The organism is Cyclobacterium roseum, assembly GCF_010119225.1.
GTDB lineage: Bacteria > Bacteroidota > Bacteroidia > Cytophagales > Cyclobacteriaceae > Cyclobacterium > Cyclobacterium roseum.
On the sequence record NZ_WNKF01000008.1, the window covers coordinates 1 to 26,274 of the forward strand.

Genomic DNA, 26,274 nt, shown 5'->3' on the forward strand with positions numbered 1-26,274 from the left:
AGGTTCAATCGTTCATCGAACGTTAAACAGTTATCTATGCGACTTCTTGTCGCACTACGGTGGTGTGAGAGCCTAAACCTGAGCCAGTTGGCTCAGGTCGGGCTACTCGATTAGGGCATGTTTTTCTTCATTTTTTTATGTTCCAAGTCAAGCAGTTTATTATTCCGTTGTGTTTTGCAGGTTCGTTGCTTTTAACTGCAATTATTTCTTTGTCAGGGAATAATTCCTTTGACTTTTCAATTGCTTTATTGTCTGTCTCTTTTTCAAAAATTGGTAGTACTAAATGATTTTCTAGTTCAAGGTAATTCAGATAAAGTCCTGCGGCATCATCAAAATCTTCATTATCGTACGGATCGAAAGGAAAAGCTGTCCATTTCAATCCTGAATTATGAAGAGCTCCTAAAAAGTCGATGTAATCCTTCTGTTCTTCATTACTGAAGTCATTAATTAAAACTGTGTCTTCACTAATAAATCTCGCCATTCCATCAACGTGTCCAAGCCAATCGCCTTTCTCGACTGGAACGAAAAACATATCATTCACTTCAAGCAAGTTTTTCAGCTGTTCAATGAGCTCAAGTTCAGGTATTTTTTTATTCTCTGTAAATACCTTGGTTGTCATAAGCACTTTGTCATTCCATCTTGAAATATTTCCACCATCTACAATTATGTCCGATTTAATTGTGTTAATACCAATTGAATCACAAATTGAATCAACGTCTGAAATTGTCCTTGACCATTTTTTGGTTGAAATCAAATAGTCAGGTTTATAGGTGAACCTTACGAACTTATTTTCTGAAACTTGAATTGGCATGTAATCCACAGCCCAAACGTCCTTTGTTTTTGGAAGAACATCAAAGGGGATTTTTGCTTGTTCGAGTTTGGATACAAATTCTTTTGCAAACTCAGGATATTTGGTTGAAAGAGTGTCCGCTATGAATACAAAATTTGTTTGGCTGTCTCTAATCATTTCCTTTTGTTCAATAAGTTTCTCAAATAGCCAACACGGTCACCTTGAAATTCTCGGTAGTCGTCCCCGTGAAATACATCACTTTTGTCATTGTTGCAGAAATAGCAGCACAACACACAATTGTCAAGTGAATAATTGTCTTTGGGTTTTAGTCGGTCAATTTCTAACCACATTCCACGACTTTGTCCACGCCCAAGTATGCCGTTTTGAGGAAATCGGTTTGATTTTAAAATTCCTGTTACCACAATCTCTTGGCACTCTTCTTCTTGAAGTCCGCAGAAATGACACTTTTTTTCTTTCGAGTAATACCAATTTTTGAATTCTTCAAAGTCAACAAAGTCGCTTAGACCTTTTTGCTTTCTTCTTGAAAAGTCAGCTTTAAGTTTGTCTTCTGGTTTTGGCTTGTATTTGAATTCCACGGTATCTTTTTAAATATGCCCTAACGGTTTGGCGCTTGGCGCAGTGGCGGATTTCGGAGCACAAAACTGTCAATACACCGCAAAAGTTGATGTGAGGTAGAATGTTCAATTAACCACTTCACCCGCCATTGAGCCAAACGCCTGTTACAGGCTGGTGTTCTATTGTCTTTATTGCTTAGTATTCTCAAATTTATCACTTGTTATGTCAAAGAGTTTTACACCTTTTTCTTTTAGTTCAGGAAAGGAAATTATCGGCAAAAGAAGTTCTTCTGCTTTTATGTATGTCATTGGTATAACTTCGGAAGTCAGCATAAATGATATTACTTTTGGTTCATTATCAATTTTTAAAAATGCAATTAGTTTGTCTTTGTTAGAGTTTAACCAACTATGTCTTTCAACGTGCTTTTGAATCATTCCTTTTTGTCCTTCACGTCCAAGATAATTATCCATTTCCTTTTTCATTTCGTGAATATTTTTCGCCTTGTTCGTGTCCTTACACTCAAGACTGTAAACAGTATTTGTTTTGGTGTTATGAACTAAAACATCAATGTCACCATAGTTCTTATCTGCAACGAGATGCCCTTTGGTGTCAATTTTAACTTCATAATCTATTACTGTTAAGTCAGGATTTGATTTAAGCCAATCTTTTACTTTGTTACGATAGTCTTTTCCTTTTTTCTCACGGAAAGTCCCAAGAAGTTTATTTATTTTTTTACCGCCATTGTTTAGCTTTCCTTCAAGCAATAAATAATGTAGTTGTTTTTGTGCAGAAATGGCATTTCTAAAACCCCAAGTTAAAATTGTTTCGTCTTTGTTGTTTTTATATTTTACGATAAATCTCCTTGCAAAACTAAATTCACGATTATACTTCCAAGGAAAAACTTCGTTGTCAGTAAAGCCGATAGGGGCTTTTAAATAGTCTTCTCTTTGAGCAATAGAAAATCGCTCAATGCCTGCAATAATTTCCTTTTCGTCAATTAGAGATTTATCTTTTATTTGTTGAATAAATTCAGATTCTTTCATTGAACAAGTAGAACTTTGCTTTTCTATACAAATAATAAAGCAAGAATAACAGAACTTGTAAATATTTAAATAGCTAATTCCCCAATCTTCTAAAAATGCAGAATCAATTTCTTTTATTTCTCTATCTTCTTTTGGTTCATTTTCTTCTTGCGAAGACTCTGCAATTTCAAATCTGTTATCAAAATTTTCGATGTAGGTATTAATTTCTTCCTTTGTATTTGCTTCAGCAAAAAGTTTGAGTTTGTCATCAAAGAACTCTCTTGAAATTCCTATTCTACCTGAGTCTAATTTGCCAACAGTAGGGTTTGCAAGTTTAAAATGAATAGCATCACTTAAAAACCCATAATTTGCTATTTCGTGCATCAAAACTAAAAGCCTGTCAATATCATCAAGACTAACTTTAACACTTCCTTTTGTTGGCTTGGCTGCAACATATTCTATTAAGCATCTTAGTGCAAGTGAAGTTTTAACTAATTTATTGTCATTTTCTAGAATATCTTTTAGTTCTCCTTCCAAGTTGCCGAAACAAAGAACTTGAGCAGGAATTAATGTTTTATTCTGTTCTCGTTTCCAAACTAGAGTTTCGTGTAATTCCAAAAGAACGTGTAATAAAAATTCAAATTCAAAAATCTTTATTTCTTTGTTCAGTGTTTCTAGTAACAACTCGGTTGATGTATTGAAAAGTTTTTTCTTGTCTTCTTCGTTGTTAATGTTTTTTGGGATTTCTGTTATTTGCTCAACCAACAATGGAATTTCATCTAACAGTAAATCTACTTCTGTATCGCTGACATAAAATGGTTTTACGAGCCACCTATTGTCAATTAAAGGGTCTTTTTGGCTATCAGATAACAAAATCATTTTGGCTTGACCTAAAGGAATGCACTTGTCTATAAAAGAATCTATATTTTGTAGTGAAAAATTAATTCCTTCAACCAAATTGAAACCATTTAATATCGCTTTCATCAATTCTCGTTCGCCTAAATTGTTACCACCTGTGAAAGTTTTCATTTTAGAAAATGGAATTGAAAACGATAAAATATTTCCGCTTAATGAGAAAGAATAATCAATAATATCATTGCTTTCAACAATGTCTTTAGTTTGTGTGTCATCAAAAAGTTTGTTTTCAAGAACTATATTAATCTCAAAATAATTTGAAATTGCAGGAGTTAAATATGTAGCAATTTCTGGTTTAAGTTTATAAAGCCAAAAACCAATAGCTTCTGAAAAAATTCGTACCTGCCCCGTCATTGATTTGTCTTTAACTTGATAATTAACCAACCAAATAGGGAAGCCAAATGCTTCTAAACAAATAGCGTAATGTCCTAAACTGTTTAGTGGCTTGTATAACGGTGCATAGTCAGCGTATTTAGTTGAAGGAATAAAAATATTGTGACCTTCAATTTGATTTAGAATTCCGTGATTATTTTTCTCAATTTTAGCATCCTTAATCAAACGACTACCGTCACCTGGAACGACTGTAAGAAAATCAGGTCTAGCATCATCTCCAAAGTAAAAGCTATTGTTTTTTGATTTGTAGATGGAATAAATATCTAAAGTGTCTGTAAGAGTTGTTTCTGTAGTTTGAGAGAAGTATTCATAAGATTTGGCAAATTTCCATAAGCTTAAATTTTCCCATTTTTCAGTATAGCAAAGTAAATTGAATTGGTGGATTGAGAAAGCCAAACGGAGCTCATCTTTTTGAGGCGAACCAAATCCAATGAACATATTACGCCCCATATTTTCATAAGTAATCAACGAAAGAAATTTATGGTCAGATAGTGATAATTCCCCCTTTAAATGTTTGATTACTTCTGTTATACGTTTATCTAAATCAAAATCATCTACCGAAAAATATTCTTCGTCTTTTTCATTATGTATATAACAAGTATATGCAAGTCTGTTTTGGTCAAATTGAAAAATACGTTCATTTGTAATTGTTGGATGACTGTTTACTGGTAATTTGATGTCAGTTAGTTGCCAACCCATTTTATTGCAAGCTCCCCATTGCTCGTGCCATAGTTTATTATGATATAATTCTGTCAATCTTAGGTTGCAATTATACTTATTACTTAAACGTATTATAAATTCATTGAGAACGCTTACTTGACTTGAAATCAGAACGAAATAATATTTGTCTTCAAAATTTACAATTGGCTTTTTCAACAAAGGATTTTTGTCAGGGTCGTTGTTTGAAAATCCTGTGTCATTAGGTTGAACAATAAATTCATTTAAAATTCTTGGGTCAATTTTATACTCTTTACAAATTTGATTTATTTCATCTTCACTGAATGATGTGTCAATTGAGTTGAAAGAATAATCAAATTTTCGTTCGTCCTGAGTTCCTTCTATATTTCCTAAAATGTCAAATTTCGCAGATAGAATCTTTCCTAGTTCTAAAATAAGAGTTACACCGCTATAAACGTGATTTTTAAAGCCGTCTGGTAAGTCATTTTTTTGTGTAAAAATTGTTTCGGTTAAGTTTTTAAGAATTTCAACCGCATATCCTGAGATACCTGAAAAAACAGGGTAATTTCCTCCATAGAAAACAATGTTTTCACTAAAAAGATTTTCGGGAATGTCTTCCATATAATTGAAAGCATATTCTTTGTCAAGATGTTGTTTAAACAAGTTTAAATTTCCACTTTGATTGTTATTCAGATTTGTAACAATATTGGTTGTCAATTCTTCTATTCGCACATTCTTACCGTGATTATTTGGTTGCATTTGTAGCCCAATAATAAAGTTCAACAACTGGTGCGAATTAGTTGATTTTATAAAATTTACAGTCTTATTTTCTTCCTTAGCTACTTTTTTTGGGAAGGAATCAAAAACATTGTTTGAATTAATACAGCACTTTTTATATTTCTTTTCACTTCCACAAGGACAAGGGTCGTTTCTGCCAATTTTGCTTCTCATTTTTAATTAATTGTTAGAAGTTGTCATTGTAGTAGGGTTTGTTTTACACTTGCCTGTAACTTGTATATATACCTGACTGATTCAGGGTTATGCAGCCAATCTAGGTTGGATAACCCTGATAAAATCAATTTTCAGTCAGGGTTTAATATTACTGATTATTTCGTTAAAGATCATCAAATGGCGACTTTATTTGTTGCAAGGAGTGCGTACTGACATGGGTGTATTTCTCCGTCGTCTTGCTGCTCTTGTGCCCCAATAGCTCCTGAATGTAACGCAAATCAGTACCGTTCTCCAACAAATGGGTCGCATACGAATGACGAAGCCAATGGAGCGTTACGGGTTTATTGAGCTTAATCTTACCCAAGGCTTGTTTCAATACACTCTCCAAACTTCTGTCACTGTATTTTTCGCCTTTTTCCTGACCTTCAAATAGAAAAACCTCCGGTTTGTATGCTCGGTAATACTGCCTCAGCAAATCCACCACCTTCTCCGACAGGGGTACCACCCTGTCTTTCCTTCCCTTGGACTGGCGGATGATCAGTAATCCCCTTCGGGCATCGACATCCTGGATTTTCAACCCCAATAGCTCGCTCCTTCGCAATCCACAGGCATAGATCAGCGAGAGCATCGCCCTGTGTTTGATGTTTTGGTGCGCTTCCAAAATCCATTTCACCTCCTCCTTACTCAAAACATTGGGAAGTAGCTTGGGCTTTTTAGGCCGTTTGATAATTTCCGGGTCCAGTTTTTTCTTCACCAAGGTGCCAAAGTAAAGTTTCAACGCATTGATTACCTGGGATTGGTAGGAAACAGAATACTTCTTTCTGATGATAAAGTCCCGGTTAAACAGTTCCAGATCATCATTGGTAACTGCCGCTGGTTCTTTATTTTCCATAAACCGGAAAAACAATGTCATGGCTTCTGTATAGGTTTTGACGGTCGAATCGGCATACCTGCGGTTTCGCATCCAATCCCCAAACTTGTTTACTTCCAATCGAATGGTGGACGAAAGAACGGGCAAATCGGCAAAGGTATCAGGGATCTTAACCTTCCGAAGGCCGGAATAATCCAACCAAACTTTTCCCCGGAAGAACCGCAACAAAGCATCCAATTGATCCTCCCGATAGGGTACCCACCAGGCCTTGTGCTTTCGGGACCACTGACATTCCGGGTAGGTTTTTACCAGCTCCTTTAAAGCAAAATCATAGGGAAACTCCAGACAGATTACCGGCAATCCCTCAAAAACAGCGTTTTTTAACACAATGGTTTTCATCGGTATAAAAAATAGGAGAAAAAGATAGTAATTTTTTTATCAGAAAAAAACAGAATCCCTCTGAAATACCACGCTCGGCTGGTCCTGCGGCAGAATTTGACCCGCAGGTGAGCACCTTTATCTGCTGGACAGCCCAATTCCAGGAAATCTCCCTAAAACTCATCCAGGAGATCGCCAGGGATGATCACGTTACACTTTTCTACAACCAACGGAATCACCATCCCAAGACCTGCAAAAATTATTAGAAGGGCGGAAAATAAATGTAAAGAATGTCAGCCTGGCCCCTTTTGAATTGGAAAAGGACAATATTTGGATCAGAGATTATGGACCGATAATCCTGCAGGATGAGGAGGGGCAGCAGGAAATCGTGACGTTTCATTATCCCCACGAAGAAAACCTGGAATACAATCTATTCAGCGAGCAGTATGCCACAAAAATGAGGATCCCTTTCATGAGAAGTAGGCTGTATAGCGCCGGAGGTGGTCGGGAGATCAACGGGCGGGGAACGATTATTTTAATCGAAGGGCATGAAAAATACATCAATCCGGAGCTTAGCCTGGAAGAGATCGAGAACGAATACAAAAAACGGCTGAATCAAAAAAACGTTATCTGGCTCAAAAGGGGCATTCCGCAGGACGATTTGTTTGACCATGGACCCGTGATCGACAATATTTATGGCAATGGTGTTCATTGGCATGTGGATGAATTCTGCCGATTTGCCGATGCCCAAACTATCCTGTTGGCTCAGGTAGACCCGGCAGACCTATCCCTGGATCCATTCTACCGGGTGGTGCATGAGAGATTGGAAGAAAGCTATCAAATCCTCAAGGATGCCAGGGATCAGGATGGAAATCCGTTTACAATCATCCGGGTACCGCAGGCCCCCTTCATTTTTGATCAGGGACAATACCAGGGCCAGCCAATTTATTATACACCTGTTACCAGCTATTTGAACTTTGTATTAACCAATAATTTAGTGGTGATACCCGCCTATTACAATTCGGGTGATCCTGATTTTATCCGGCAAAAAGATGATCAGGCCAGAAAAGCTTTTCAGGAAGTTTTTAAAAGCAGAAGAGTGGTGATGATCCATGCTACCGAACTTAATTACAGTGGTGGTGGGTTGCACTGTATTACCATGCATCAACCCAAGATAAAAAAACGATCCCGGCTCCGGCTTAAAATGGATAATGGACTCAAACGATCTAAAGGATGAACCGGCATCCTGACTCCTACACAAATCTCTAATTTTTTTATGGCCGGAAAGGGAATTTCGTAGTTTTTCCCAGACACCAGTTGGAGTGTCCCTCCGGGCCCTGGTCCTTTGCCTGTCTTTCAGGTAGGTTCGATTAAGAAAACAGTTGATTTTCAGAATCGATTGACATGGGGTTTGTCACCAACGTAACTTGGGAAATTCCCGGCAAATACCCGATCTATTCAACATCTAATACCACAAATAACAGGCGTGGAGTTTACCTCAAATAAACTCCCATTTTTTGGTAGCGGTGATACCAGACGTAAATTAAAAATTTTGCGGCGACCGGAGATGACGATCGTCATTCTTATCTGTATCAGGTCGGTTCCTCTACAAAATCGAGCCGTTCTCCAGCCTGTTCATTCCACTGTTATAAGCGGAACCAATTAGTACTTACCGGTGTGGTTTAATAATCATGCTGGAATAAACGCCAGAATATACTTTATTACAAAGGCGAGCAGTAGGGTAGCTGTAAAATTTATCATGGTTCCGGCGAGAAAAAAACCGGCATTATCGTTGATGTCCTTTTGTCGTGCTAAATTTTTTGCGGCGAAAATCAATGCGAGCCCGGTCACCTCTCCTGCCAGGACGAAGGTAATGATAATGATATTCTCACATTTGCCGATAATATATCCGTCTCTAATGATCTTCTCGTCTTTTTGGTCTACATTTCCATCCCCATCTACATCAATTTTTTCTTTTCCGTTTAGAATTATTTTTTTTATCAACAAGTCCGTGGTAATGAACGTAATGAAATAGCCGATAAGGATTACCAGTCCTTGGATCAAGGTGCAGTATAACCTAATGAACGGTAGTATCGATTCCATGAAGTAGTTGTATTAGGTTTTTTTCGGCTTCCCGGACTAATTTGAGTTTAGACTTGTTTGAGATCTTCGAAACATACTGCTGGGACACTCCCAACTTTTCCGCAAGGTCCTTTTGTTTGATGTCCAGGCCCAAATGCCTGTAAACGGCCCATTCTATTTCGCTCCAGTCATTGCGAATGGATAGTATTAGATTAAGGATCGTGTTAACAGCAATCGTCTTCAAATCATTTTGAAGATCGGCCAGGAAAAAAGACGTGCTTTTTTTTAAATTGTCTAATAGGCCTTGACTTTTCCAAAGTGCTGGCCCTTCTAAATTTAGAAAATTTTTTGTTTCCAACCCAAAAGAAACCTCATCTTCAATAAGGACTAGTCTCGATTGATGGTAGTTATGACGTTCTTGAATGGCGAATACAATCTCAATGGCGGATTCTACGCTATCGCAAATACCACCAAAACTATCTCCAGAATATACCGTGATAGGAATTTTTATCGACGAATGGAATTCCTCGTTAATTTTTTTAATCAACTGGTGAAAATCGTTCCATTCTTCAGGCTTAAACTGCTTCCGTGATTTAATCACATCCCCAATAAGGACGACTTCTGTATGTTTCATACAACAAATATAGTGGTAAAATAATATACAATCAAATAAGTAGTAAATTAAATATACTACTATTAGGGTGGTAATTAGCTGGGGGCTTACGGCTTGTTCCACGCAATTTTAAGGGGGCCATAACCCGTTTTGCTTCTCTTTGCTCCAAACATTGGAAAGCAACTATGCCTGTTTTAGCCGATGGATTAAATCAGGGCCGAGCCGCTAGCATTGACAGGTAATTATTTTACGAGGTGACCGCTACGTGAAATAGAGTGTTATTTCCTATCGGTAAATGTTCATTTTTAAAACTCCCTGCGTTGCGTGTCACATGCCTGTCTGCCTCAAGCAGGCTCGATTTCATCCGGTTAAAAATATACGAACAAGTGGTTGGAATTTTTTACTGCAAAGATAAAAAGCCTCCGAAATACAGGCAAACAGCACCCCTATGCATTCGGCCTCTATTGGCCATTAACAGCAATAATGGGTAGGAAGACCCACCGGCGGTGTAGGTACTATTGTGAATAAGAACGCCTATTGCTCCACCAGTTCCAATGAATAATTCAGATCAGAGACAATGGCTTGTTCCTCCCCGTCTAGTAAATGCAAGGTACCGAACTCGTCTTGCCGAAAACTTTTTACGGCGGCGCTGTTTTCATCCAGCAGGCGGATGGCCATAGCGCCGGGGTTGTTTTCCAGGCCGTAGACCACTTCGTAAATCCCCTGGCTGACAAACTCCCGGTCCCCGTCTTCGGTACCCAGGTAGGTTTCGGTCAGTTCATACGCACGCTCCTTCTTATCGGGACTGTTTTCCAGTTTGAGTACCGTCCGGATCCCCTCGCAGTCTGCACAGGGGAGAAGGCCTTCGTAATGCATCCAGGTGGAAAAGGTGTTGTCCAATACCAGCTCTTCCCGGTTTACCATCTCCTCTTCAGTTTCTCCCTCGTATCGGCTTTCTTCGGTAGGAGCGTCACAGGAAATTCCTCCCGCAAACAGTAGGATGTATGCCAGCTTTTTCATAAGTCGCTTTTTTTGTGTTGAATCCATTTCGGCAGTTCCTGAAGGATTTCCCGGATCATGGCAGGCAGCTCGTAATCCGGGGACCAGTCCCAATCCCTTCTTGCCTCCCGGTCGTCTATGGACTGCGGCCAGCCATCTGCGATGGCTTGCCGGTAATCCGGTTCGTAAGTTATGTTAAATTCCGGAAAGTAGGGTAGGATTCCCTGATACAATTCCTCCGGGCTGAAGCTCATGGCCGCCAGGTTGTAGCTGGAGCGGATGCTAATCCGATCCTTGGGAGCCTGCATCAGCGCAAGGGTAGCCTTGATGGCATCGGGCATGTACATCATGGGCAGGCGGGTGTCCTTTTTCAGAAAAGACTTAAATGATTTGCCGGCCAGGGCCTGGTGAAAAATGGCCACGGCATAATCGGTCGTGCCCCCGCCGGGAAGGGCTTTGTAGCCGATCAGACCCGGAAAGCGCAGACTGCGCACATCCACCCCATACTGCTGGTGATAATAGGCGCACCAGCGCTCACCTGCGAGCTTGGCAATGCCATAGGCAGTGACGGGCTCCTTGGCGGCCTGCTGTGGGGTCTGTATTTTGGGGCTGTCCGGACCGAACACGGCAATGCTGGAGGGCCAGAAGAGCTTGTTTAGATTAAACTCCCGGGCAAGTTCCAGCAAATGTAAGAGGCTATCCATGTTTACCCGCCAGGACAGAAGCGGTTTTTTTTCAGCAGAAGCAGAAAGGACGGCAGCCAGGTGGTATACTTGCGTGACGTTTTCTTCTTTGATGCATTTTCGCAGCCCCTCCCGATCCATCACGTCGAGGACAACAAAACGGCAATAGGGAAAGGTGGCTTTTGCTTCCGGATTGATATCGCTGGCAATGACCCCCTCTGTGCCGTATACCTCCGTTAATTGCTGTGTCAATTCCGTGCCGAGCTGTCCCGCAGCCCCGGTTACCAATACCTTCTCCATTCGGGTTTATTTTGATTTGAGTGATTTAACGCTACAATTTCAGAATTTTTATACAATCAGCTGTCATTTTTCTTTAAAAATTGTAAATTCATCACTCAGAACCCGGATATCAGGAACAAAACGAAAAAAACATGTTTGGCAGTATTCAAGGACAGTTGCAGGAAGAAATTGAAAATCTCAAGGCTTCAGGGCTTTACAAATCAGAACGGGTCATCCATTCCCCTCAGGGCGCGGAAGTAACGCTTGCCGACGGTAGCCGGGTTCTGAATTTTTGTGCCAACAATTACCTGGGGCTTTCCAGCCATCCAAAGGTAATCGAGGCGGCCAAAGCGGCCATTGATAGCCACGGTTTTGGTCTCTCATCGGTTCGATTTATCTGCGGCACCCAGGACATTCACCAAACACTGGAAAAAAAGATTTCTGAATTTTTGGGTACGGAAGATACCATTTTATATGCCGCGGCCTTTGATGCCAACGGTGGGGTATTCGAACCGATCCTGGGACCCGAAGATGCCATCCTTTCGGATGCGTTAAATCACGCCTCCATCATTGACGGGGTAAGGCTTTGCAAGGCCATGCGGTTTCGGTACCGCCACAACGACATGGCCGACCTGGAAGCTCAGCTCCAGGCAGCGGAAGCAAAGGGCGCCAGGCACAAGTTGATCGTGACCGATGGGGTTTTCTCCATGGACGGCACCATTGCCCAACTGGATAAAATCGTGGCCCTGGCAGCGAAATACCAGGCCATGGTGATGTCTGATGAATGCCATTCTACCGGCTTTATGGGAAAAACGGGTAGGGGCGTGCACGAACTGAAGGGCGTGATGGGCAAGGTGGATATCATTACCGGTACCTTGGGCAAAGCCCTGGGAGGAGCCTCCGGTGGGTTTACCTCCGGCAGAAAGGAAATCATCGAACTCCTGCGCCAAAAATCCCGGCCGTACCTTTTTTCCAATACCCTGGCACCGGCCATTGCAGGGGCCTCCATTGCTGTATTTGACTTGTTATCGGAAACCACAGCGCTTCGGGACCGGCTGGAAGCCAACACGCGCTTTTTCCGGGAAGGCATCCGCAAGGCGGGGTTTGCGGTTAAGGAAGGGACGCACCCCATTGTGCCCATCATGCTACAGGAAGCCCCGCTGGCTCAAAAAATGGCGGAGCGCTTGTTGGAAAAGGGCATTTATGTCATTGGCTTTTACTACCCCGTGGTGCCCAAAGGAGAGGCGCGTATCCGCGTGCAATTGTCGGCGGCCCACGAAAAAGAACACCTGGAAAAAGCCATCGACGCCTTTACCGAAGTAGGAAAGGAGCTGGGAGTAATTGGCTAATGGATGCTATCATTAGTTCACCACAGATGGCCACGGATCAGCACAGATTTTTTTTGTGGCGCTGTTTCTACAGAAACAGCAACCTTTGTTACTCCTTTTGTGATTCATAGTTGATCAATACCGATTCGTAAAGGTATTTGGGGCTTGGCCCCCATTTAATCTGTGAGAATCTGAGTAATCTGTGGTGCCTAATATTGGTTCACCACAGATGGCCACCCATTTCCAATTCGCTTTTAATTTTAAACTTTTCCAAAGTTCAAAACTTTGGAAAAGTTAAGCCTTAAACTTCAGTAGGTTTTTTAAAATCTCGGGGCTTATCCGTCTGGCTGATGGGTTCAAACTTTTCGTCAATCTCTTCCCCGGTAAGATAGTTATTGATGATTTCCCGAACTTCCTGAAAGGACAAGTTGTGTAATATCTTCCCATTTTTTGCCAGCGATACCTGCCCGGTTTCTTCGGAGACAATCAGAATCAGGGCATCGGTGGCTTCGGACATGCCAATGGCAGCGCGGTGACGGAGTCCAAACTGCGCCGGAACCTCTCGCTCTGTGACGGGAAGAATGCAACGGGCCGCCTTGACCCGGCCACTAAAAATAATGACCCCACCGTCGTGCAGGGGAGAATATTTGTTGAAAATGGATACCAGCAATCGCTTGGAAACCACAGCATCAATCAGATCGCCACTTTCTGCATAGAATTTTAATTCCGAATTTCTGGATAGCACAATCAGGGCACCCGTGCTGCTGCCGGATAGCGTTTTGGAGGCTTCAATAATGGGCGTTACATTAAAAGCAAGGCTTTCCCTTTTTCTCCAAAACAGCAATTCCTGCCAAAGATTTTCATTGGAAAAAATCGAAGACTTGCCGACGATTAATAGGAACTTACGGATTTCCTGCTGGAAAAGGATAATGGCAGCCAGCACTCCCACACCCATAAACTGGCCCAAAATGATGGTCAGAAGCTCCATCTGAGCCGCACTTACCACCAGGTAAATCAAATAGATGGATAAAAATCCTAAAAAGATCTTAATGGCTACACTTCCCCGCATCAACTTGTAGACCTGATAGATGAGAACACTTACCAGGGTAATGTCGATTAAGTTGACCAGGGAAACATCCAGGAAGCCTATTTTAAATAGTAAATTCAAGTATAGAGTTGTTTATATAATTTTATCGTTTCATTTGCTTCTTTTACATCGTGTACCCGGAGAATGTTAGCCCCATTTATCAGGGCAGCCATGTGAAGTGCTGTGCTGCCATTCAGCGCTTCTTCGGGGCTAAGGTTTAATAGTTTGTAAATCATCGATTTACGAGATAATCCAACCAACAGCGGCAATTGCAAGATTTTGAAATGGGATAGATGTCGGATCAACCGGTAATTTTGCTCCAACGTTTTCGAAAAACCCAGTCCAATATCTACAATAACATCTTTTATGCCAGCTTCATTACAACTTCTTATTTTTTCGGAAAAAAAATACAACATTTCTTTTTCGAGATGATCGTAGTCGGTTTGCGCCTGCATGGTTTGCGGTGTTCCCTTCATATGCATGCATATATAAGGGACACCCAGTCCACCTATCGTTTCGTGCATGGCCGCATCCATCGTACCTCCCGAGATATCATTTACCAAATCAGCACCAGCTGCAACCGCTTCTTTGGCTATTCTGCTACGAAACGTATCTATGGACAGGAGGATCTCCGGGAACCTAGCCTTTATATCAGTGATAACGGAAATGACCCTTTTTAGTTCGGTTTCTTCAGGCACAAAGGCAGCTCCCGGCCGCGTACTGTACCCTCCAATGTCTAGAATTCGGGCTCCATGACTGATCATGGATTCGGCTTTGTCCAATACTTCCTTTTGAATGGTCGCCGTCCGGCTGCCTGGAAAGAACGAGTCTGGCGTGCTATTGATGACTCCCATAATCCAGGGGCTGTCCAAAGCGAAGAGCTTTCCTTTAATCTGTAGTGTTATTTTTGGAGGAAATAAAGTATCTTCGGCCTTACTATCCGAATGCAGATTTTCTAACATAAAAACACCATTGCTTTGGAAACGCAAACCGCAAGCGAATATAATGAAGTTATTGGCCTTTGTAAAGAACTTTTTAAGAAGAAGACGCAGGATTATGGTACTGCCTGGAGAATCTTAAGGCTTCCATCCCTGACAGACCAGCTTTTCATCAAAGCGCAACGCATTCGTTCCATCCAGGAAAAAGGCAAACAAAAAGTGACCGATACCATCAAAGATGAATTTATGGGGATAATTAACTATTGCCTCATTGCCTTAATGCAGCTGGACTTGCGGGAAGATCAGCGTATGGAAATTGATTTTCAGGAATTGGAACCACTTTATGACAAGTGGGTGGAAGCTACCCGTGAGCTACTGGCCAACAAAAACCATGACTATGGTGAAGCCTGGAGAGGCATGCGGGTATCCTCGATCACCGACATCATTTTAATGAAATTGTTGCGCGTCAAGCAAATTGAAAATCATCAGGGTAAAACACTGGTTTCTGAAGGAGTGGCCGCTAATTATCAGGACATGCTCAATTATGCCGTATTTTGTATGATAAAATTAAATCAAGATGATCGTTAAGACCTTGTTATATGTCGCCCGCCTATTGGTGGGAGGGCTGTTCGTATTTTCCGGCTTGATAAAGGTGAATGACCCCGTGGGCACCTCTATTAAAATGCAGGAATATTTTGATGTGTTTGCCTCCGATATTTCCCCCCTCTTCGAGCCACTCAAATCCATCTCCTTGCTGGTAGCCGTAGTCCTGGTCGTACTGGAGGTAGCCCTTGGTATCATGGTGCTGACAGGCTGGAAGATAAAAACGGGTGTCTACCTGTTATTGGCCATGATTCTATTTTTTACATTTCTTACGTTTTATTCCGCCTATTTCGACAAGGTGACAGACTGCGGTTGTTTTGGAGATGCCATCAAATTGACCCCCTGGGAGTCTTTTTATAAAGACCTGGTTCTCTTAGGCCTGATCTTATTCATGGCCATTTTTAGAAAACACCTTCCGGACGGAAGCAGTACCGCCGGTAAGTGGATGACCGTTGGTTCCTTGATTATTTCTTTGTTGCTCGCCATTGTGGCCATTCGAAACCTTCCCTTTATTGATTTCAGGGCATTTAAGGAAGGGGTTAATATTTCCAGTGCCATACAGCCCTCAGCAAACCTGGAGTACCGGTACGTCATGCAAAAGGACGGTGAAACGGTGACCTTCGACCAGTATCCCTCGGACGAAAGCTATGAGTTTGTGGAAATGCAACTAAAAAACCCCGAGGCCCTGCCGAAGATCTCCGATTTCGCGATCTGGAACGATCAGGGAGACCATACGGAGGAAATCCTCAGTGGGAAAAAAGTGTTACTTCTTTCTCACCAGATATCCAAAATGGATCTTTCCATCAGCCATATGGAGCAGATCAGTGCCCTGATCAATGCATTTCAGGGTACGGATGTACGTATGGTATTGGTGGCTGCCTCATCAGAGGCGGAAATGGAAACTTTTTTAGCGGAAAATGGCCTGAAGCTGGGGTACTACATGGCTGATGCCACGGTGGTGAAAACCATCATCCGCTCCAATCCCGGGCTGGTGTTCCTGGAAGATGGAACGGTGCTGGGCAAATACCACTTTCGAAATACACCTGCTCCGGAAGTGGCCAAAAACCTGTTTTCACCATGATAGATCCCAAAAAAATAGTCTTGGTTGGCATGCCCGGCAGTGGGAAATCCACCTTGGGCAAAGAACTGGCGAAGCGGCTTAATTTCCCATTTTATGACTTAGATGATCTTATAGAGGAAAAGGAGGGAAAGAAAATTGCCTCTTTGTTTCCGGAAAAGGGCGAAGGTTATTTCAGGAAACTGGAGACAGCGGTCTTGTCCGGGCTCCTTCAGAAGGAAGAGGCTTTTGTTCTGGCTACCGGGGGAGGAGCACCTTGTTACAACGAAAATATGGAGTTGATCAATGGCAAGGCAGTTTCGGTATTTTTGGATGTCCCACTCAATCATATCCTGGAACGACTTACTCAAACACAGGTGGAAATAAGGCCTTTGTTCTCAGGAATGGATACGTCTGAAATCATCCTGAAGTTGAAAAACATGTATGTGGAGCGCTGTTCATTTTACGAAAAGGCAAAAATAAAACTCAGGGGAGAAGATATTTCCCCTGAGTTATTGATTTCATCCTGGATGCCATTGTTAAAAATTAAACCCTAAGGTCAGCGACCCGCTGATCCGATTATTATCAGTAGTGGCCAGATCTGCACCCGGGTAGGAGGTATAATAGCTGTTAAACCGGCGATTAACCAGCCCAAAATCGATGCTAAATGCGGGTAATTTTAATCCTATCCCCCCGGACAATTGGGTAGTGCTGCGGTCCAAATCACCTGACTCGCCGAATGGATCCCCATAAAAGGCATAGCCAGCCCTAATTCTTAGTTTTTGAATCCGATATTCTCCACCAACACTGTAATTAATGGTTTGTCCATAAAGCCGGCTGATTTCGGTGTTGTCTTGTTCGGTATTGAATACGTTAGAACGGAGGTTAGCGGTGCTGTAGTCCAGGTAATTGACATCTCCTGATATGAATCCACTTTTTCCAAAAAAGTAAGTCATACCAGCACCTAGCGTCATAGGAGTTCTCAGGTTATAGCTGCTGATGAAAATATCGGTTTCAGCATCTGACTCGGCGATGGTACCAAATTCAGGGTCTTCATAGGGAGGGAAAAAATCCGCAAAAATATCGGCATCATATTCTTCGTTCAAGCGATTCCAGGTAGGTGATTTAAAATTTAACCCCAGGTTTAACCGGTCTACCGGTTTGTAGATGACACCAAGTCCCAGGTTAATGCCTGACCCGTCAAGGAATAGGTTTTCTTGTAAGGAACTGAACAGTGTGGTCTGATTCGCATCGTCTAAAAACTCTTCGTCGTAGGTTCTGGTTGAGCGAAATGAAATGGTATTGATTCCCAATGATCCACCGATAAAGAGTTTGTTTTTAAAATTGCCACCGTAAGAGAAACTAACCTGCGTTAGATTGCCTTCATTTTCAACGGTTTCGGATTTTGCCAGCGCAGTAGTAGCATTGGGGACAAAATCATAGCCGCCATTTGCCGGGTTGATCAGGAATGCCTCAAAGAACAGCCCGTCTGTTCCGCTTGGAACCCCCTGCTCGTTGTACAGGTTTGTATAGTAGTCCAGAATGGATCCCTGATCCAATTGATCGGAAAAATAACCGAAGCTTTGATTGAAGGTAGCATGCCTGTTGAGGCTGATACCGAATGAGCCTCCTCTCCAGTCACCAATTTCCAGGGGACCTTTGGCCCTGCTGATAACGGCTCCTATGTTAGGAATGGAAAAATTGGTGGCATTGAGTCCCCGGGATTGGTTCAGCAGCAGTGTTTCCGAATTCCAATCTCCATAAGCTGCTGTAAAGCTAAACTCTGAATTTTGGAAAAACCCCAAACCTGCCGGGTTTCCGTGCACATTGCTAATATCTCCTCCCAAGGAATTTTGGGTTCCACCGATGGCATTTATCCGGGCAGAGCCGGTTGCACCGTATTGGCTAAATCGAAGCGCATCTTCTACATACCCGCTTTGCGCCTTTAAAATGGGTGCGTTAAAGGCAAGTATGGCCAAAGAGGCTAAAATCAATTTTAATCCTTTCATATCAACTGAATTGGGTTTTACTGAAGCTAACAAATTACGTCGATCGATTATTTTCCTGCCAGCTTACCGGGTGAACGAAATAAGAAAGACTTATTATCCGAAACGGATATCAGGAAATTAAGTTAATGTAAAAATACTGCGCAAAGATTGATAGTTAAGGTAAAATGATTCTAACTGAAATGGGATCCGAAAGGCATATCGATAAAGTAAAAAAATAGTATAAGATCAAAAGGAGAAAAAAAGAGGGAATTAATTCCCTCTTCTACTGCCTCCTACGCTACCTCCTCGGGAAGCTCCACCACCAGAACTACTCCTGCTAGGAGCACTGTAGGATGAAGACGACCTCGATGGCGCAGAATAAGAATTTCTGCTAGGGGAGGTAGAACGTCTTTGATAACTTGGCGTCGTCGTTCTGTTAGTCCTGCTCCTGTTGTAGGAAGGAGATGAACTTCTACTGTTAGACCTCGGAGCTGAGTACGTTGAACGCGTATTGCTTCGTGAATTGTAACTCCTTGAATTGGAATTCGAAGGCGCTTGCGTTCTATTGTAAGTATTGCTCCTGCTAGGTGTATTGTAGCTGCTGCGAGTAGAAGTATTCCCAGCCCGATTCATGGCAGGCGAATTAATATTTCTTCTCGCTGGCGCGGCAGACACCGAATTGTAATAATCGTTTTGAGATCTTGAGAAGGAGTTAGTAGTACCTGCAGATCGATTTCTACTTACCGCACTACTGCTCATGGCCTCTCTTCTTGCAGAAGCTCTGGATGAACTAGGTTGGGCCGCACTTCTGGTAGATCTGCTGGCAGAATTTACCAGGGAAGAAGCCCTGCCAGGTCTGGCACCTTGAACCACCTGCCTTCTATTACCTTCATTACCTCCGGGAAGAACGATGACAGGCGAATAAATATTTCTACCCCACATGCCTCCACCATAGAGACCTCCAAAACCTGGCCTAAAGCCAAAGCCTGAGCCCCAAAAAGGATCATAGAATCCAAAGCCAGGTCTCATGAACGGGCTTCCCCAGCCCATGCCCATGCCCATACCCATGCCTATGCTCAGGTTGAACCCGGGTCTGAAACCAAACCCGGAACCCCAGAAGGGATCATACATGCCCATGCCCATGCCTCCGAAGCCGGAGCCAAAGTAAGGGTTAAACATGCCGCCCATTCCCATCATGGGATACATACCCATTCCCATCATGGGATTCATGAAGTAGTTATTGGTTATACCTGGGTTGGTTCCACCAGAACCCCGGTAGTTGTCGTAGGCATTTATATTTGGCTGACCTTGTGCTCGCTCACCATCTGCCTGGGAATCGTCAAAATAGACCGTGCCTTCTTCGGCAGGGGAAGTAGATCGCTGGTATTTGGCGATGTACTCAGGATTGACGTTTTTGGCAGAGAAATTATCCGTTTCTCCGTCGAAAGGCCCTATTTCCTCTATTTCCTCGAAATTTTCCGGGTTGTTGTTTTTTACGGCAAATTCAGTAGCGATTCGGGCATCTGATGCCATAAAATACAAATTATCCATCTCTTGTCCGCCGTTGCTGGCATTGTAGCTGGTACTACAGGCAGCGAGGCCAAGAATCGATAATGCACCTAAGGTCCGAATTGGATTGAAATTAATCATGGGTTTTCAGTTTATTTCTCATATACTATATACGCTAATATAGCAGGAGGGTTATCATTTTTTAAATTATATTTGCCTGAAATCAAGAATCGAATATAAAGAGTTTTTTTATTACAACAAAGAAATACTGATGAGCAAAGGATTACCGAAACGAAGTGAGGATTATTCCCTCTGGTACAATGAATTGGTGAAAAGAGCGGATCTTGCCGAAAACAGTGCGGTACGGGGCTGCATGGTGATCAAACCCTACGGTTTTAGCATTTGGGAAAAAATGCAGGCCGAACTGGACCGGATGTTTAAAAAGACAGGGCATTCAAATGCCTATTTCCCTTTATTTATTCCCAAATCCTATTTATCCAAAGAAGCCAGCCATGTGGAAGGCTTTGCAAAAGAATGTGCCGTAGTAACCCATTACCGCCTAAAGGCAGACCCCTCAGGCAAAGGAGTAATCGTGGACCCGGAAGCAGCTTTGGAGGAAGAACTTATCGTCCGGCCCACCTCTGAAACCGTGATCTGGAGCACCTATAAAAACTGGATCCAGTCTTACCGGGACCTGCCCTTGCTAATCAACCAATGGGCTAATGTGGTCCGCTGGGAAATGAGAACCCGCTTATTCCTCCGAACGGCTGAATTTTTATGGCAGGAAGGCCACACCGCCCACGAGACCAAAAAGGAAGCAGAGGAGGAAACCTTGCGAATGCTGAATGTATATGCCGAATTTGCTGAGAATTTTATGGCCCTTCCGGTGATTAAAGGCATCAAATCCGAAAGCGAAAAGTTTGCCGGAGCAGAGGCTACTTATTGCATTGAAGGCATGATGCAAGATGGCAAAGCTTTGCAGGCAGGAACATCGCACTTCCTGGGGCAAAACTTTGCCAGGGCTTTTGATGTAAAATTTGCTACCCGGGAAGGGGGGCTGGAGCATGTCTGGGGTACCTCCTGGGGAGTGAGCACCCGGCTTATGGGTGCCTTGATCATGGCCCATTCCGACGACCAGGGCCTGGTGCTACCGCCAAAGCTGGCACCCATTCAGGTCGTAATCGTCCCCATATTTAAACGCGATGAGGAACTGGAAGCCATCCGGGTGAAGGCCGGGGAAATCATGGAATCCCTGGAGGGACTGGGTATTTCGGTAAAGTTTGACGATCGGGATACCCACAAACCGGGATGGAAATTTGCCGAATATGAGCTTAAAGGAGTTCCACTAAGACTGGGTATTGGCCCCAGGGATTTGGAAAACCAAACCGTAGAGATGGCCCGTCGCGATACCTTGACCAAATCCGTGGTAGACCTGGAGCGGGAAAACCTGCCTATATTAATTAAAGAAACCCTGGCTGATATTCAAGAAAATATCTATCGCAAAGCCCATACGTTTACGCAGGAGAAAACTACTAAAGCGGATACCTGGGAGGCGTTTATTGATGTCCTGGAAAACAAAGGTGGGTTCGTATCGGCTCACTGGGATGGTACGGCAGAAACCGAAGAACGGATAAAAGAGCAAACCAAAGCGACGATCCGCTGCATTCCACTGGACCAGGTTCCGGAGCAGGGAAAATGCATCTTTTCCGGAAATCCCTCCAAGGGAAGGGTGCTGTTTGCCCGTGCTTATTGAGGGGTTTACCATGCATCATTTTCGGGTTTTTGTTTCAGAAGACGATTGTTCTAAGGAATTCACGGATGAATTGCGATTCAGGCTTTCAATTGTTGCGAAATCTTGTAAATTTACAGAAACCTCGAATTTGCGGGGAAGGTAAAAAAATACCACCACATGGATTGGTTGATCGTATTGAGTTTGATCTTGTTTGGTGCCCTCCTGGTGCTCATGGAGGTGGTGTTTGTACCCGGAACCACCCTGGTGGGGGCATTGGGCTTGGTGTTTACCGGAATGGGGGTCTTTTACTCCTTTCTTCATTTTCCCGCCCCTGTGGCCTATGCAGTCCTTGGTCTCAGTATTCTGGTAAATCTGGGGTTTTTGGTATATGGATTGAAATCCGGTGTCTGGAATCGGTTTGCACTGAAAGACACACTGGTAAACCGAGCCTACGATGACCGATTGGCAGGTCTTGAAGTCGGTCAAACAGGTAAGACGATTTCCGATTGCAAACCTTATGGAAAGGTGGAAATAGGAAGTAAAATGTATGAAGCCAAGTCCGAGGGAGGGTTTATACCTGCCGGAAACAGTGTGACGATACAAAAAATAGCAGACAATAAAATTATCATTAAACCGTAAATCATGGAAATTTCTAATTCGGCATTCATATTGGTAGCAGCATTTGCCGGGCTGATCCTCCTTTTTGTTTTTCTTTATTTTGTCCCGGTCAATCTCTGGATAACAGCCATCTTTTCCAATGTGAAGGTAGGGCTTCTAGAGTTAGTAGGGATGCGAATCCGGAAAGTGCCTCCAGGGGTTATCGTCAATTCCCTGATCACGGCGACCAAAGCAGGTTTAAATTTGACCACCAATGATTTGGAGACACATTTTCTGGCGGGAGGTAACGTTCCGAATGTGATTCGTGCCTTGATCTCTGCGGACAAGGCCAATATTTCCCTGTCGTTCAAGCAGGCCACGGCCATCGATTTGGCCGGTAGAGATGTATTTGAGGCCGTACAGATATCGGTAAATCCCAAGGTTATTAATACGCCCAACGTGGCGGCAGTGGCGGCTGACGGGATTCAGTTAATCGCTAAAGCCCGGGTGACGGTCCGGGCTAATATTGCGCAACTCGTTGGTGGGGCTGGCGAAGAAACCATCCTGGCAAGGGTAGGCGAAGGGATTGTGACATCTATTGGTTCTGCCAAAAATCACAAAAGTGTATTGGAGAATCCGGATAAAATATCCAAGCTGGTGTTGGAAAGGGGATTGGATGCCGGTACGGCATTTGAAATCCTGTCCATCGATATTGCAGACATCGATGTGGGATCAAATATCGGAGCGAAACTGCAAATTGACCAGGCCACTGCCGATCTGAAAGTAGCCGAAGCCAGAGCTGAAGAAAGAAGGGCCATGGCGGTAGCACTGGAGCAAGAGATGAAAGCGAAGAACGTGGAAATGAAAGCCAAGGTTACCGAGGCCGAGGCCGAAATACCCAAAGCCATTTCAGAAGCCTTCCGATCTGGAAATTTGGGGATAATGGATTATTACAAAATGGAAAACGTAAAATCCGATACCAGCATGCGGGATTCAATTGCTAATTCGGATGAAAATAAATCCGGAGACCGCTCCAAAGGGAATGATAAAAATAAATAACTAAAGGGGCTTCAGGCCCCTTTAGTTTTCTTTTTCCTTGCTTTTCTTCCTTCCAGCTTTTCTACAGGTTCTATTTCGATCTGCATGCTTTCCGCTAGGATGGTATCATTCTCCTCATCAAAGAGAATTCGGCTGTAATACAGGGGCAATACATAATCACCATTTTCCCGCATCACGCCATAGTTGGCGCCTTTCCGAATCAATATCCGGTCCATTCCTTCCCTCCGTATTTCTTCAAACTGCGGAAGGCTGATAAGCTGCCCGTCTGGTTTGGCAATGCCTAGCAGGCCCTCTTTTTCCAGTAAGTAATACCCATCCTGCGTCCTGCTAATGCGATCGGCGGATACGGGAAGCAGCTTATTGCCACTGGCATCAATCAGATGGGCACCGGAATCCTCCTTAACGATCGCTACCCCATGGCTGGTAAATTGGCCGGCCCATTCATAAGCCAGGGGAGTGCTCCATTCGTTGCTGGAATTGATATATCCCCATTTTGAACCTGATTTCACAGCGGCGAGTCCTTCCGAGAAGGGTTCTATCTGGTCGTATTCCGAATCAATGACCCAGTTGCCTGCAGCATCCACATAGCCAAATTGTTCTCCCATCTTCGCACCAAAAAGCCCCTCATTGCCTGGTAATAGCAAGCTGGCAGCCTCCGTCGGCCGAACCTCCCATTTTCCCTGTGAACTCAGCAATCCGGTAGTGGCATCCCTAAAATGGACGTTGTAGTGGTCGTTGATTTTCCTAACCGAGTCCATTCCTACAATATCCAGAAGAATGCCGTCATTTTTCATGATTCGCCGGAGTTTTCCATGAATGTACTCCAGCATTACCCCTTCTTCAATGCTAATCCGGTGAAAGCTGTTATAGCGAATATCCGCATCAGTGGAAAGGGCATCAATCAACAGGTACTCTTTCTCGTTTTTGCCAAAATAGTAATTGCCCTCCAAATGGTTGATTTCATCGATTATGGGATCCAGAATGTACTCGCCGTCCCGGTTGATCAGCCCAAAACCAGTGGCTTCCTGAGAAATGATCGCATCCGGTCCCGGATCAACCAGTGATTGAAAACGATTGTCTGGATGGGGCGAAAGCGGTAACGCATACGAGCCATCAGCCAATTGGGAGATTACCTGCCCGTTTTTTGCCAAACGGGCATGCGCAAACGTACCAATGGAGCTAGTCGTTCGCTTGCCTCTGTCATAAATAAAGTATTCCCGGCCTTTTCTGGCCAAAAGATGGGTATAAAAGGTACTTATTTCATCATAAATCGGGGGAAGAACCTGCTCCCCATACTCATGGAAGGCACCGTATTGCCCATTGTTTTCAATGATTATCCAGGGTTCCAGGTATTGGTACAGGCTGGCACTGTCCACCGTAATGAAGGGGCGGTATTCCGGGTCTAAAAAGGATAGGTCGTTTTCCCATACATTTATCCTCAGGGAGTTTCCCAAAAGGTAGATGTTACCGGGGGAAATTTTCTTTTCCAAATTAAAATTCCGGTCAAAGACTTCCCAGGTCTGACAAAATCCATCGGTACCCGAAAGAAGCATCAGGTAGAAAGGAAGAAAAAATGATAAACGGTAAATTTTTCGCATAATGACTACTTTAAAAGTGAAAGTAAAAATTTATCGGGTAACCGCAATAAAAAAAGAAGCAGCAATTTTTTTAGGTATCTGGCAAGGAAGAAAGCCCAAAAAATGGGGATGGATGGAAGGTTAATGTTGCTTTTTTTCCTCCTGTTTTTCCAGATCAAACAGGTCATTGAGGATGCCAATCATTTCTTCGGCCTGGTCTCGCTTGCAAGCCGCCCGCAACTGCACCACCGGTACTTTGAGGATTTTTTGCATCATGCTCTTGGTAATCTTTTCGATGATTTCGATCTGGTTTTCATCCGCATTCTTTAAGTACCGCTCCAATTCCTCCTTTCGAATCTGTTCCAGACTGTTTTTTAGTTTATTGATGGTAGGGGATACCATCATCTCCTTTTTCCAATCGTAAAACTCGTTGATGTTTTCCTGTATGATTTCTTCGACCTGAGGAATGGCGGCCGTTCTTTTGCTTAACGTTTCACTGGCTTTACTTCGGATGTTATCCACATTGTAAAGGAGTACTCCAGCTATATCTTCCACCGCCGTATCGATACTTCGGGGAACAGACAGGTCAACGAACAACTTGTAACTTTTGATGTCAAAACTACTTACCAGACCCTTCGTAATAAAAGGCTCTGACTTCATAATAGACGAAATGATCACGTCGGCCTCCTTCATGGCCTCAAAACAGTCCTCGAACGGGATGGCCTCAAAACCGTATTCTGTGGCCAGGGTTACTGCCTTGGAGTAGGTCCTATTCGAAATTTTGACCCGGGCATCCGGTAGGTAGGCGAGATTTTTGGCTACATCTTCTCCAATTTCCCCCAGACCTATCAGTAATACCCTGGGCTGATGCGTGTTGGAAGTAAGCTCCTCTATCAATTCTACCGCAGCATAGGAAACGGAGGCTGCTCCGTCTCTGAAAGCCGTTTCCTGAACGACTTTTTTGTTGGTAAAAAAGATGGTGTGCATGAGTCGGTGCAGGAAGGGGCCTGCCATTTCCATGTCGGCAGAGGCCTGGTAGGCCCTTTTTACCTGGTTGGAAATCTGCATGTCTCCGATAACCTGAGCTTCCAGCCCCATGGCTACACGGAAAAGATGTTCGATGGCTTCCTTATCGTTGGGAAACATATCGAAGTATTCCAAATAAGAGATGGTGTCCACCAGCCCTTTTTCCAACCCAACCAGTTTGATGATTTCCGTGGAAAGATCCAATTCATGACTATAGTAGATCTCTGTACGATTACAGGTGGAGAGAATAAGGGTGTCGGTAAGGCTAAAAAAATCCTTTAGCTTGCCTAAAAGTGAATGAACTGCGCCCTCATCCAACGAAACCAACTCCCTGATTTCAACAGGGGCTTTTTTATAGGAGAGGCTTAAAGCTTTAAACTTTGACTGCATGTTACAATACTTTCAGCTACAAATTTATCACAGAAAATGGACGAAAGGAATTAATTCAGATAGCGGAAATTAATTTATAATTTTTCTAAATAAGGATTACCAATTCCTACCCCTCTGCAATAATGCGAATTTTTGGAATATAATTCCAATATT

The 26,274-nt window shown here is 43.2% G+C and carries 23 protein-coding genes; 9 read left to right on the plus strand and 14 right to left on the minus strand.

Translation table 11 applies throughout. The features are described from left to right. Nucleotides 1-127: 127 nt before the first annotated feature. The 4 genes from GJQ68_RS12345 to GJQ68_RS12360 form a co-directional block, all read right to left on the minus strand. Nucleotides 128-967, minus strand: a complete 840-nt coding sequence (locus GJQ68_RS12345) for an agmatine deiminase family protein (RefSeq protein WP_162417603.1) — start codon at nucleotides 965-967, stop codon at nucleotides 128-130. Further along, on the minus strand, nucleotides 964-1,386 hold the full coding sequence (locus tag GJQ68_RS12350; RefSeq protein WP_162417604.1) for an HNH endonuclease signature motif containing protein: 423 nt from the start codon (nucleotides 1,384-1,386) through the stop codon (nucleotides 964-966). The genes GJQ68_RS12345 and GJQ68_RS12350 overlap by 4 nt, the downstream gene beginning before the upstream one ends. 168 nt (nucleotides 1,387-1,554) lie before the next feature. Then, a complete protein-coding gene (locus GJQ68_RS23205) occupies nucleotides 1,555-5,325 on the minus strand; it encodes a YecA family protein (RefSeq protein ID WP_202927932.1) in 3,771 nt (1,256 codons plus the stop codon). 163 nt (nucleotides 5,326-5,488) lie between these two features. Beyond that, complete coding sequence (locus GJQ68_RS12360) at nucleotides 5,489-6,595, minus strand: tyrosine-type recombinase/integrase (RefSeq protein ID WP_162417605.1); 1,107 nt, start codon at nucleotides 6,593-6,595, stop codon at nucleotides 5,489-5,491. Between the two features lie 277 nt (nucleotides 6,596-6,872). On the opposite strand from GJQ68_RS12360, the gene GJQ68_RS12365 reads away from it, so the two are divergent. After that, the gene (locus tag GJQ68_RS12365; protein WP_262888113.1) at nucleotides 6,873-7,811 is read left to right on the plus strand and encodes an agmatine deiminase family protein; all 939 of its coding nucleotides are present in this window, start codon (nucleotides 6,873-6,875) and stop codon (nucleotides 7,809-7,811) included. Between the two features lie 452 nt (nucleotides 7,812-8,263). Here GJQ68_RS12365 and GJQ68_RS12370 read toward each other — a convergent pair whose 3' ends face one another. The 4 genes from GJQ68_RS12370 to GJQ68_RS12385 form a co-directional block, all read right to left on the minus strand. Then, the gene (locus GJQ68_RS12370; RefSeq protein WP_162417607.1) at nucleotides 8,264-8,677 is read right to left on the minus strand and encodes a hypothetical protein; all 414 of its coding nucleotides are present in this window, start codon (nucleotides 8,675-8,677) and stop codon (nucleotides 8,264-8,266) included. Continuing rightward, entirely contained in the window at nucleotides 8,652-9,290 is a 639-nt protein-coding gene (locus GJQ68_RS12375; protein WP_162417608.1) for a SatD family protein, read from the minus strand. The genes GJQ68_RS12370 and GJQ68_RS12375 overlap by 26 nt, the downstream gene beginning before the upstream one ends. 513 nt (nucleotides 9,291-9,803) lie before the next feature. Next, nucleotides 9,804-10,289, minus strand: a complete 486-nt coding sequence (locus tag GJQ68_RS12380; protein WP_162417609.1) for a copper resistance protein NlpE N-terminal domain-containing protein — start codon at nucleotides 10,287-10,289, stop codon at nucleotides 9,804-9,806. Continuing rightward, nucleotides 10,286-11,251, minus strand: coding sequence for an NAD-dependent epimerase/dehydratase family protein (locus GJQ68_RS12385; RefSeq protein WP_162417610.1), 966 nt, complete (start codon nucleotides 11,249-11,251; stop codon nucleotides 10,286-10,288). The genes GJQ68_RS12380 and GJQ68_RS12385 overlap by 4 nt, the downstream gene beginning before the upstream one ends. 131 nt (nucleotides 11,252-11,382) lie before the next feature. Between GJQ68_RS12385 and kbl the strand changes: the two genes are divergently transcribed. Continuing rightward, entirely contained in the window at nucleotides 11,383-12,579 is a 1,197-nt protein-coding gene (gene kbl, locus GJQ68_RS12390; RefSeq protein WP_162417611.1) for a glycine C-acetyltransferase, read from the plus strand. Nucleotides 12,580-12,859: 280 nt separating this feature from the next. Here the strand turns inward: kbl and cdaA are convergent, their stop codons facing one another. Together cdaA and folP are read right to left on the minus strand one after the other, a co-directional pair. Then, nucleotides 12,860-13,726: a diadenylate cyclase CdaA gene (gene cdaA, locus GJQ68_RS12395; RefSeq protein ID WP_162341656.1), complete on the minus strand. Its 867-nt coding sequence runs from the start codon at nucleotides 13,724-13,726 to the stop codon at nucleotides 12,860-12,862. Continuing rightward, entirely contained in the window at nucleotides 13,723-14,607 is an 885-nt protein-coding gene (gene folP / locus GJQ68_RS12400; RefSeq protein ID WP_162417612.1) for a dihydropteroate synthase, read from the minus strand. The genes cdaA and folP overlap by 4 nt, the downstream gene beginning before the upstream one ends. Before the next feature lie 15 nt (nucleotides 14,608-14,622). Here folP and GJQ68_RS12405 point away from each other — a divergent pair, with 15 nt between their 5' ends. The 3 genes from GJQ68_RS12405 to GJQ68_RS12415 are packed head-to-tail and all read left to right on the plus strand — an operon-like array spanning nucleotide 14,623 to nucleotide 16,800. Next, nucleotides 14,623-15,171 carry a DUF1599 domain-containing protein gene (locus tag GJQ68_RS12405; protein WP_162417613.1) on the plus strand — a complete coding sequence of 183 codons (549 nt, stop codon included), beginning with the start codon at nucleotides 14,623-14,625 and terminating at the stop codon, nucleotides 15,169-15,171. Next, entirely contained in the window at nucleotides 15,161-16,267 is a 1,107-nt protein-coding gene (locus GJQ68_RS12410; protein ID WP_162417614.1) for a BT_3928 family protein, read from the plus strand. Before GJQ68_RS12405 ends, GJQ68_RS12410 begins: the two co-directional genes overlap by 11 nt. Then, nucleotides 16,264-16,800 (plus strand): shikimate kinase, encoded by a 537-nt coding sequence (locus GJQ68_RS12415; RefSeq protein ID WP_162417615.1) that lies wholly within the window; start codon nucleotides 16,264-16,266, stop codon nucleotides 16,798-16,800. The genes GJQ68_RS12410 and GJQ68_RS12415 overlap by 4 nt, the downstream gene beginning before the upstream one ends. Here GJQ68_RS12415 and GJQ68_RS12420 read toward each other — a convergent pair. Both GJQ68_RS12420 and GJQ68_RS12425 read right to left on the minus strand, forming a co-directional pair. After that, nucleotides 16,783-18,252, minus strand: coding sequence for an OmpP1/FadL family transporter (locus GJQ68_RS12420; protein WP_162417616.1), 1,470 nt, complete (start codon nucleotides 18,250-18,252; stop codon nucleotides 16,783-16,785). The genes GJQ68_RS12415 and GJQ68_RS12420 overlap by 18 nt on opposite strands. Nucleotides 18,253-18,501: 249 nt before the next feature. Then, entirely contained in the window at nucleotides 18,502-19,881 is a 1,380-nt protein-coding gene (locus tag GJQ68_RS12425) for a hypothetical protein (RefSeq protein WP_162417617.1), read from the minus strand. Between the two features lie 130 nt (nucleotides 19,882-20,011). Between GJQ68_RS12425 and proS the strand changes: the two genes are divergently transcribed. The 3 genes from proS to floA all read left to right on the plus strand — a co-directional run bounded on the left by proS (nucleotide 20,012) and on the right by floA (nucleotide 23,128). Beyond that, nucleotides 20,012-21,493, plus strand: coding sequence for a proline--tRNA ligase (gene proS, locus GJQ68_RS12430; RefSeq protein WP_162417618.1), 1,482 nt, complete (start codon nucleotides 20,012-20,014; stop codon nucleotides 21,491-21,493). 156 nt (nucleotides 21,494-21,649) lie between these two features. Then, nucleotides 21,650-22,111: an NfeD family protein gene (locus GJQ68_RS12435; protein WP_162417619.1), complete on the plus strand. Its 462-nt coding sequence runs from the start codon at nucleotides 21,650-21,652 to the stop codon at nucleotides 22,109-22,111. A 3-nt stretch (nucleotides 22,112-22,114) separates the two neighbouring features. Further along, a complete protein-coding gene (floA, locus tag GJQ68_RS12440; RefSeq protein WP_162417620.1) occupies nucleotides 22,115-23,128 on the plus strand; it encodes a flotillin-like protein FloA in 1,014 nt (337 codons plus the stop codon). 11 nt (nucleotides 23,129-23,139) lie between these two features. Here the strand turns inward: floA and GJQ68_RS12445 are convergent, their stop codons facing one another. Then, nucleotides 23,140-24,726, minus strand: a complete 1,587-nt coding sequence (locus tag GJQ68_RS12445) for a WG repeat-containing protein (protein ID WP_162417621.1) — start codon at nucleotides 24,724-24,726, stop codon at nucleotides 23,140-23,142. A 1-nt stretch (nucleotide 24,727) separates the two neighbouring features. Here GJQ68_RS12445 and GJQ68_RS23535 point away from each other — a divergent pair, with 1 nt between their 5' ends. Further along, nucleotides 24,728-24,850, plus strand: coding sequence for a hypothetical protein (locus GJQ68_RS23535; RefSeq protein ID WP_262888112.1), 123 nt, complete (start codon nucleotides 24,728-24,730; stop codon nucleotides 24,848-24,850). Here GJQ68_RS23535 and hemA read toward each other — a convergent pair. Further along, complete coding sequence (gene hemA / locus GJQ68_RS12450) at nucleotides 24,847-26,121, minus strand: glutamyl-tRNA reductase (protein ID WP_162417622.1); 1,275 nt, start codon at nucleotides 26,119-26,121, stop codon at nucleotides 24,847-24,849. The two genes, GJQ68_RS23535 and hemA, sit on opposite strands and share 4 nt — an antisense overlap. Nucleotides 26,122-26,274 lie beyond the last annotated feature (153 nt).

Bases quoted from the DNA above. Each gene is read 5' to 3' on its own strand.
- GJQ68_RS23205 (WP_202927932.1), bottom strand. From the start codon at position 5,325: ATGAGAAGCAAAATTGGCAGAAACGACCCTTGTCCTTGTGGAAGTGAA.
- GJQ68_RS12425 (WP_162417617.1), bottom strand. From the start codon at position 19,881: ATGATTAATTTCAATCCAATTCGGACCTTAGGTGCATTATCGATTCTT.
- GJQ68_RS12445 (WP_162417621.1), bottom strand. From the start codon at position 24,726: ATGCGAAAAATTTACCGTTTATCATTTTTTCTTCCTTTCTACCTGATG.
- kbl (WP_162417611.1), top strand. From the start codon at position 11,383: ATGTTTGGCAGTATTCAAGGACAGTTGCAGGAAGAAATTGAAAATCTC.
- GJQ68_RS12360 (WP_162417605.1), bottom strand. From the start codon at position 6,595: ATGAAAACCATTGTGTTAAAAAACGCTGTTTTTGAGGGATTGCCGGTA.
- GJQ68_RS12410 (WP_162417614.1), top strand. From the start codon at position 15,161: ATGATCGTTAAGACCTTGTTATATGTCGCCCGCCTATTGGTGGGAGGG.
- GJQ68_RS12345 (WP_162417603.1), bottom strand. From the start codon at position 967: ATGATTAGAGACAGCCAAACAAATTTTGTATTCATAGCGGACACTCTT.
- GJQ68_RS12375 (WP_162417608.1), bottom strand. From the start codon at position 9,290: ATGAAACATACAGAAGTCGTCCTTATTGGGGATGTGATTAAATCACGG.
- GJQ68_RS12420 (WP_162417616.1), bottom strand. From the start codon at position 18,252: ATGAAAGGATTAAAATTGATTTTAGCCTCTTTGGCCATACTTGCCTTT.
- GJQ68_RS12380 (WP_162417609.1), bottom strand. From the start codon at position 10,289: ATGAAAAAGCTGGCATACATCCTACTGTTTGCGGGAGGAATTTCCTGT.
- floA (WP_162417620.1), top strand. From the start codon at position 22,115: ATGGAAATTTCTAATTCGGCATTCATATTGGTAGCAGCATTTGCCGGG.
- GJQ68_RS12385 (WP_162417610.1), bottom strand. From the start codon at position 11,251: ATGGAGAAGGTATTGGTAACCGGGGCTGCGGGACAGCTCGGCACGGAA.
- GJQ68_RS12415 (WP_162417615.1), top strand. From the start codon at position 16,264: ATGATAGATCCCAAAAAAATAGTCTTGGTTGGCATGCCCGGCAGTGGG.
- GJQ68_RS23535 (WP_262888112.1), top strand. From the start codon at position 24,728: ATGACTACTTTAAAAGTGAAAGTAAAAATTTATCGGGTAACCGCAATA.
- hemA (WP_162417622.1), bottom strand. From the start codon at position 26,121: ATGCAGTCAAAGTTTAAAGCTTTAAGCCTCTCCTATAAAAAAGCCCCT.
- GJQ68_RS12370 (WP_162417607.1), bottom strand. From the start codon at position 8,677: ATGGAATCGATACTACCGTTCATTAGGTTATACTGCACCTTGATCCAA.
- GJQ68_RS12435 (WP_162417619.1), top strand. From the start codon at position 21,650: ATGGATTGGTTGATCGTATTGAGTTTGATCTTGTTTGGTGCCCTCCTG.
- folP (WP_162417612.1), bottom strand. From the start codon at position 14,607: ATGTTAGAAAATCTGCATTCGGATAGTAAGGCCGAAGATACTTTATTT.
- proS (WP_162417618.1), top strand. From the start codon at position 20,012: ATGAGCAAAGGATTACCGAAACGAAGTGAGGATTATTCCCTCTGGTAC.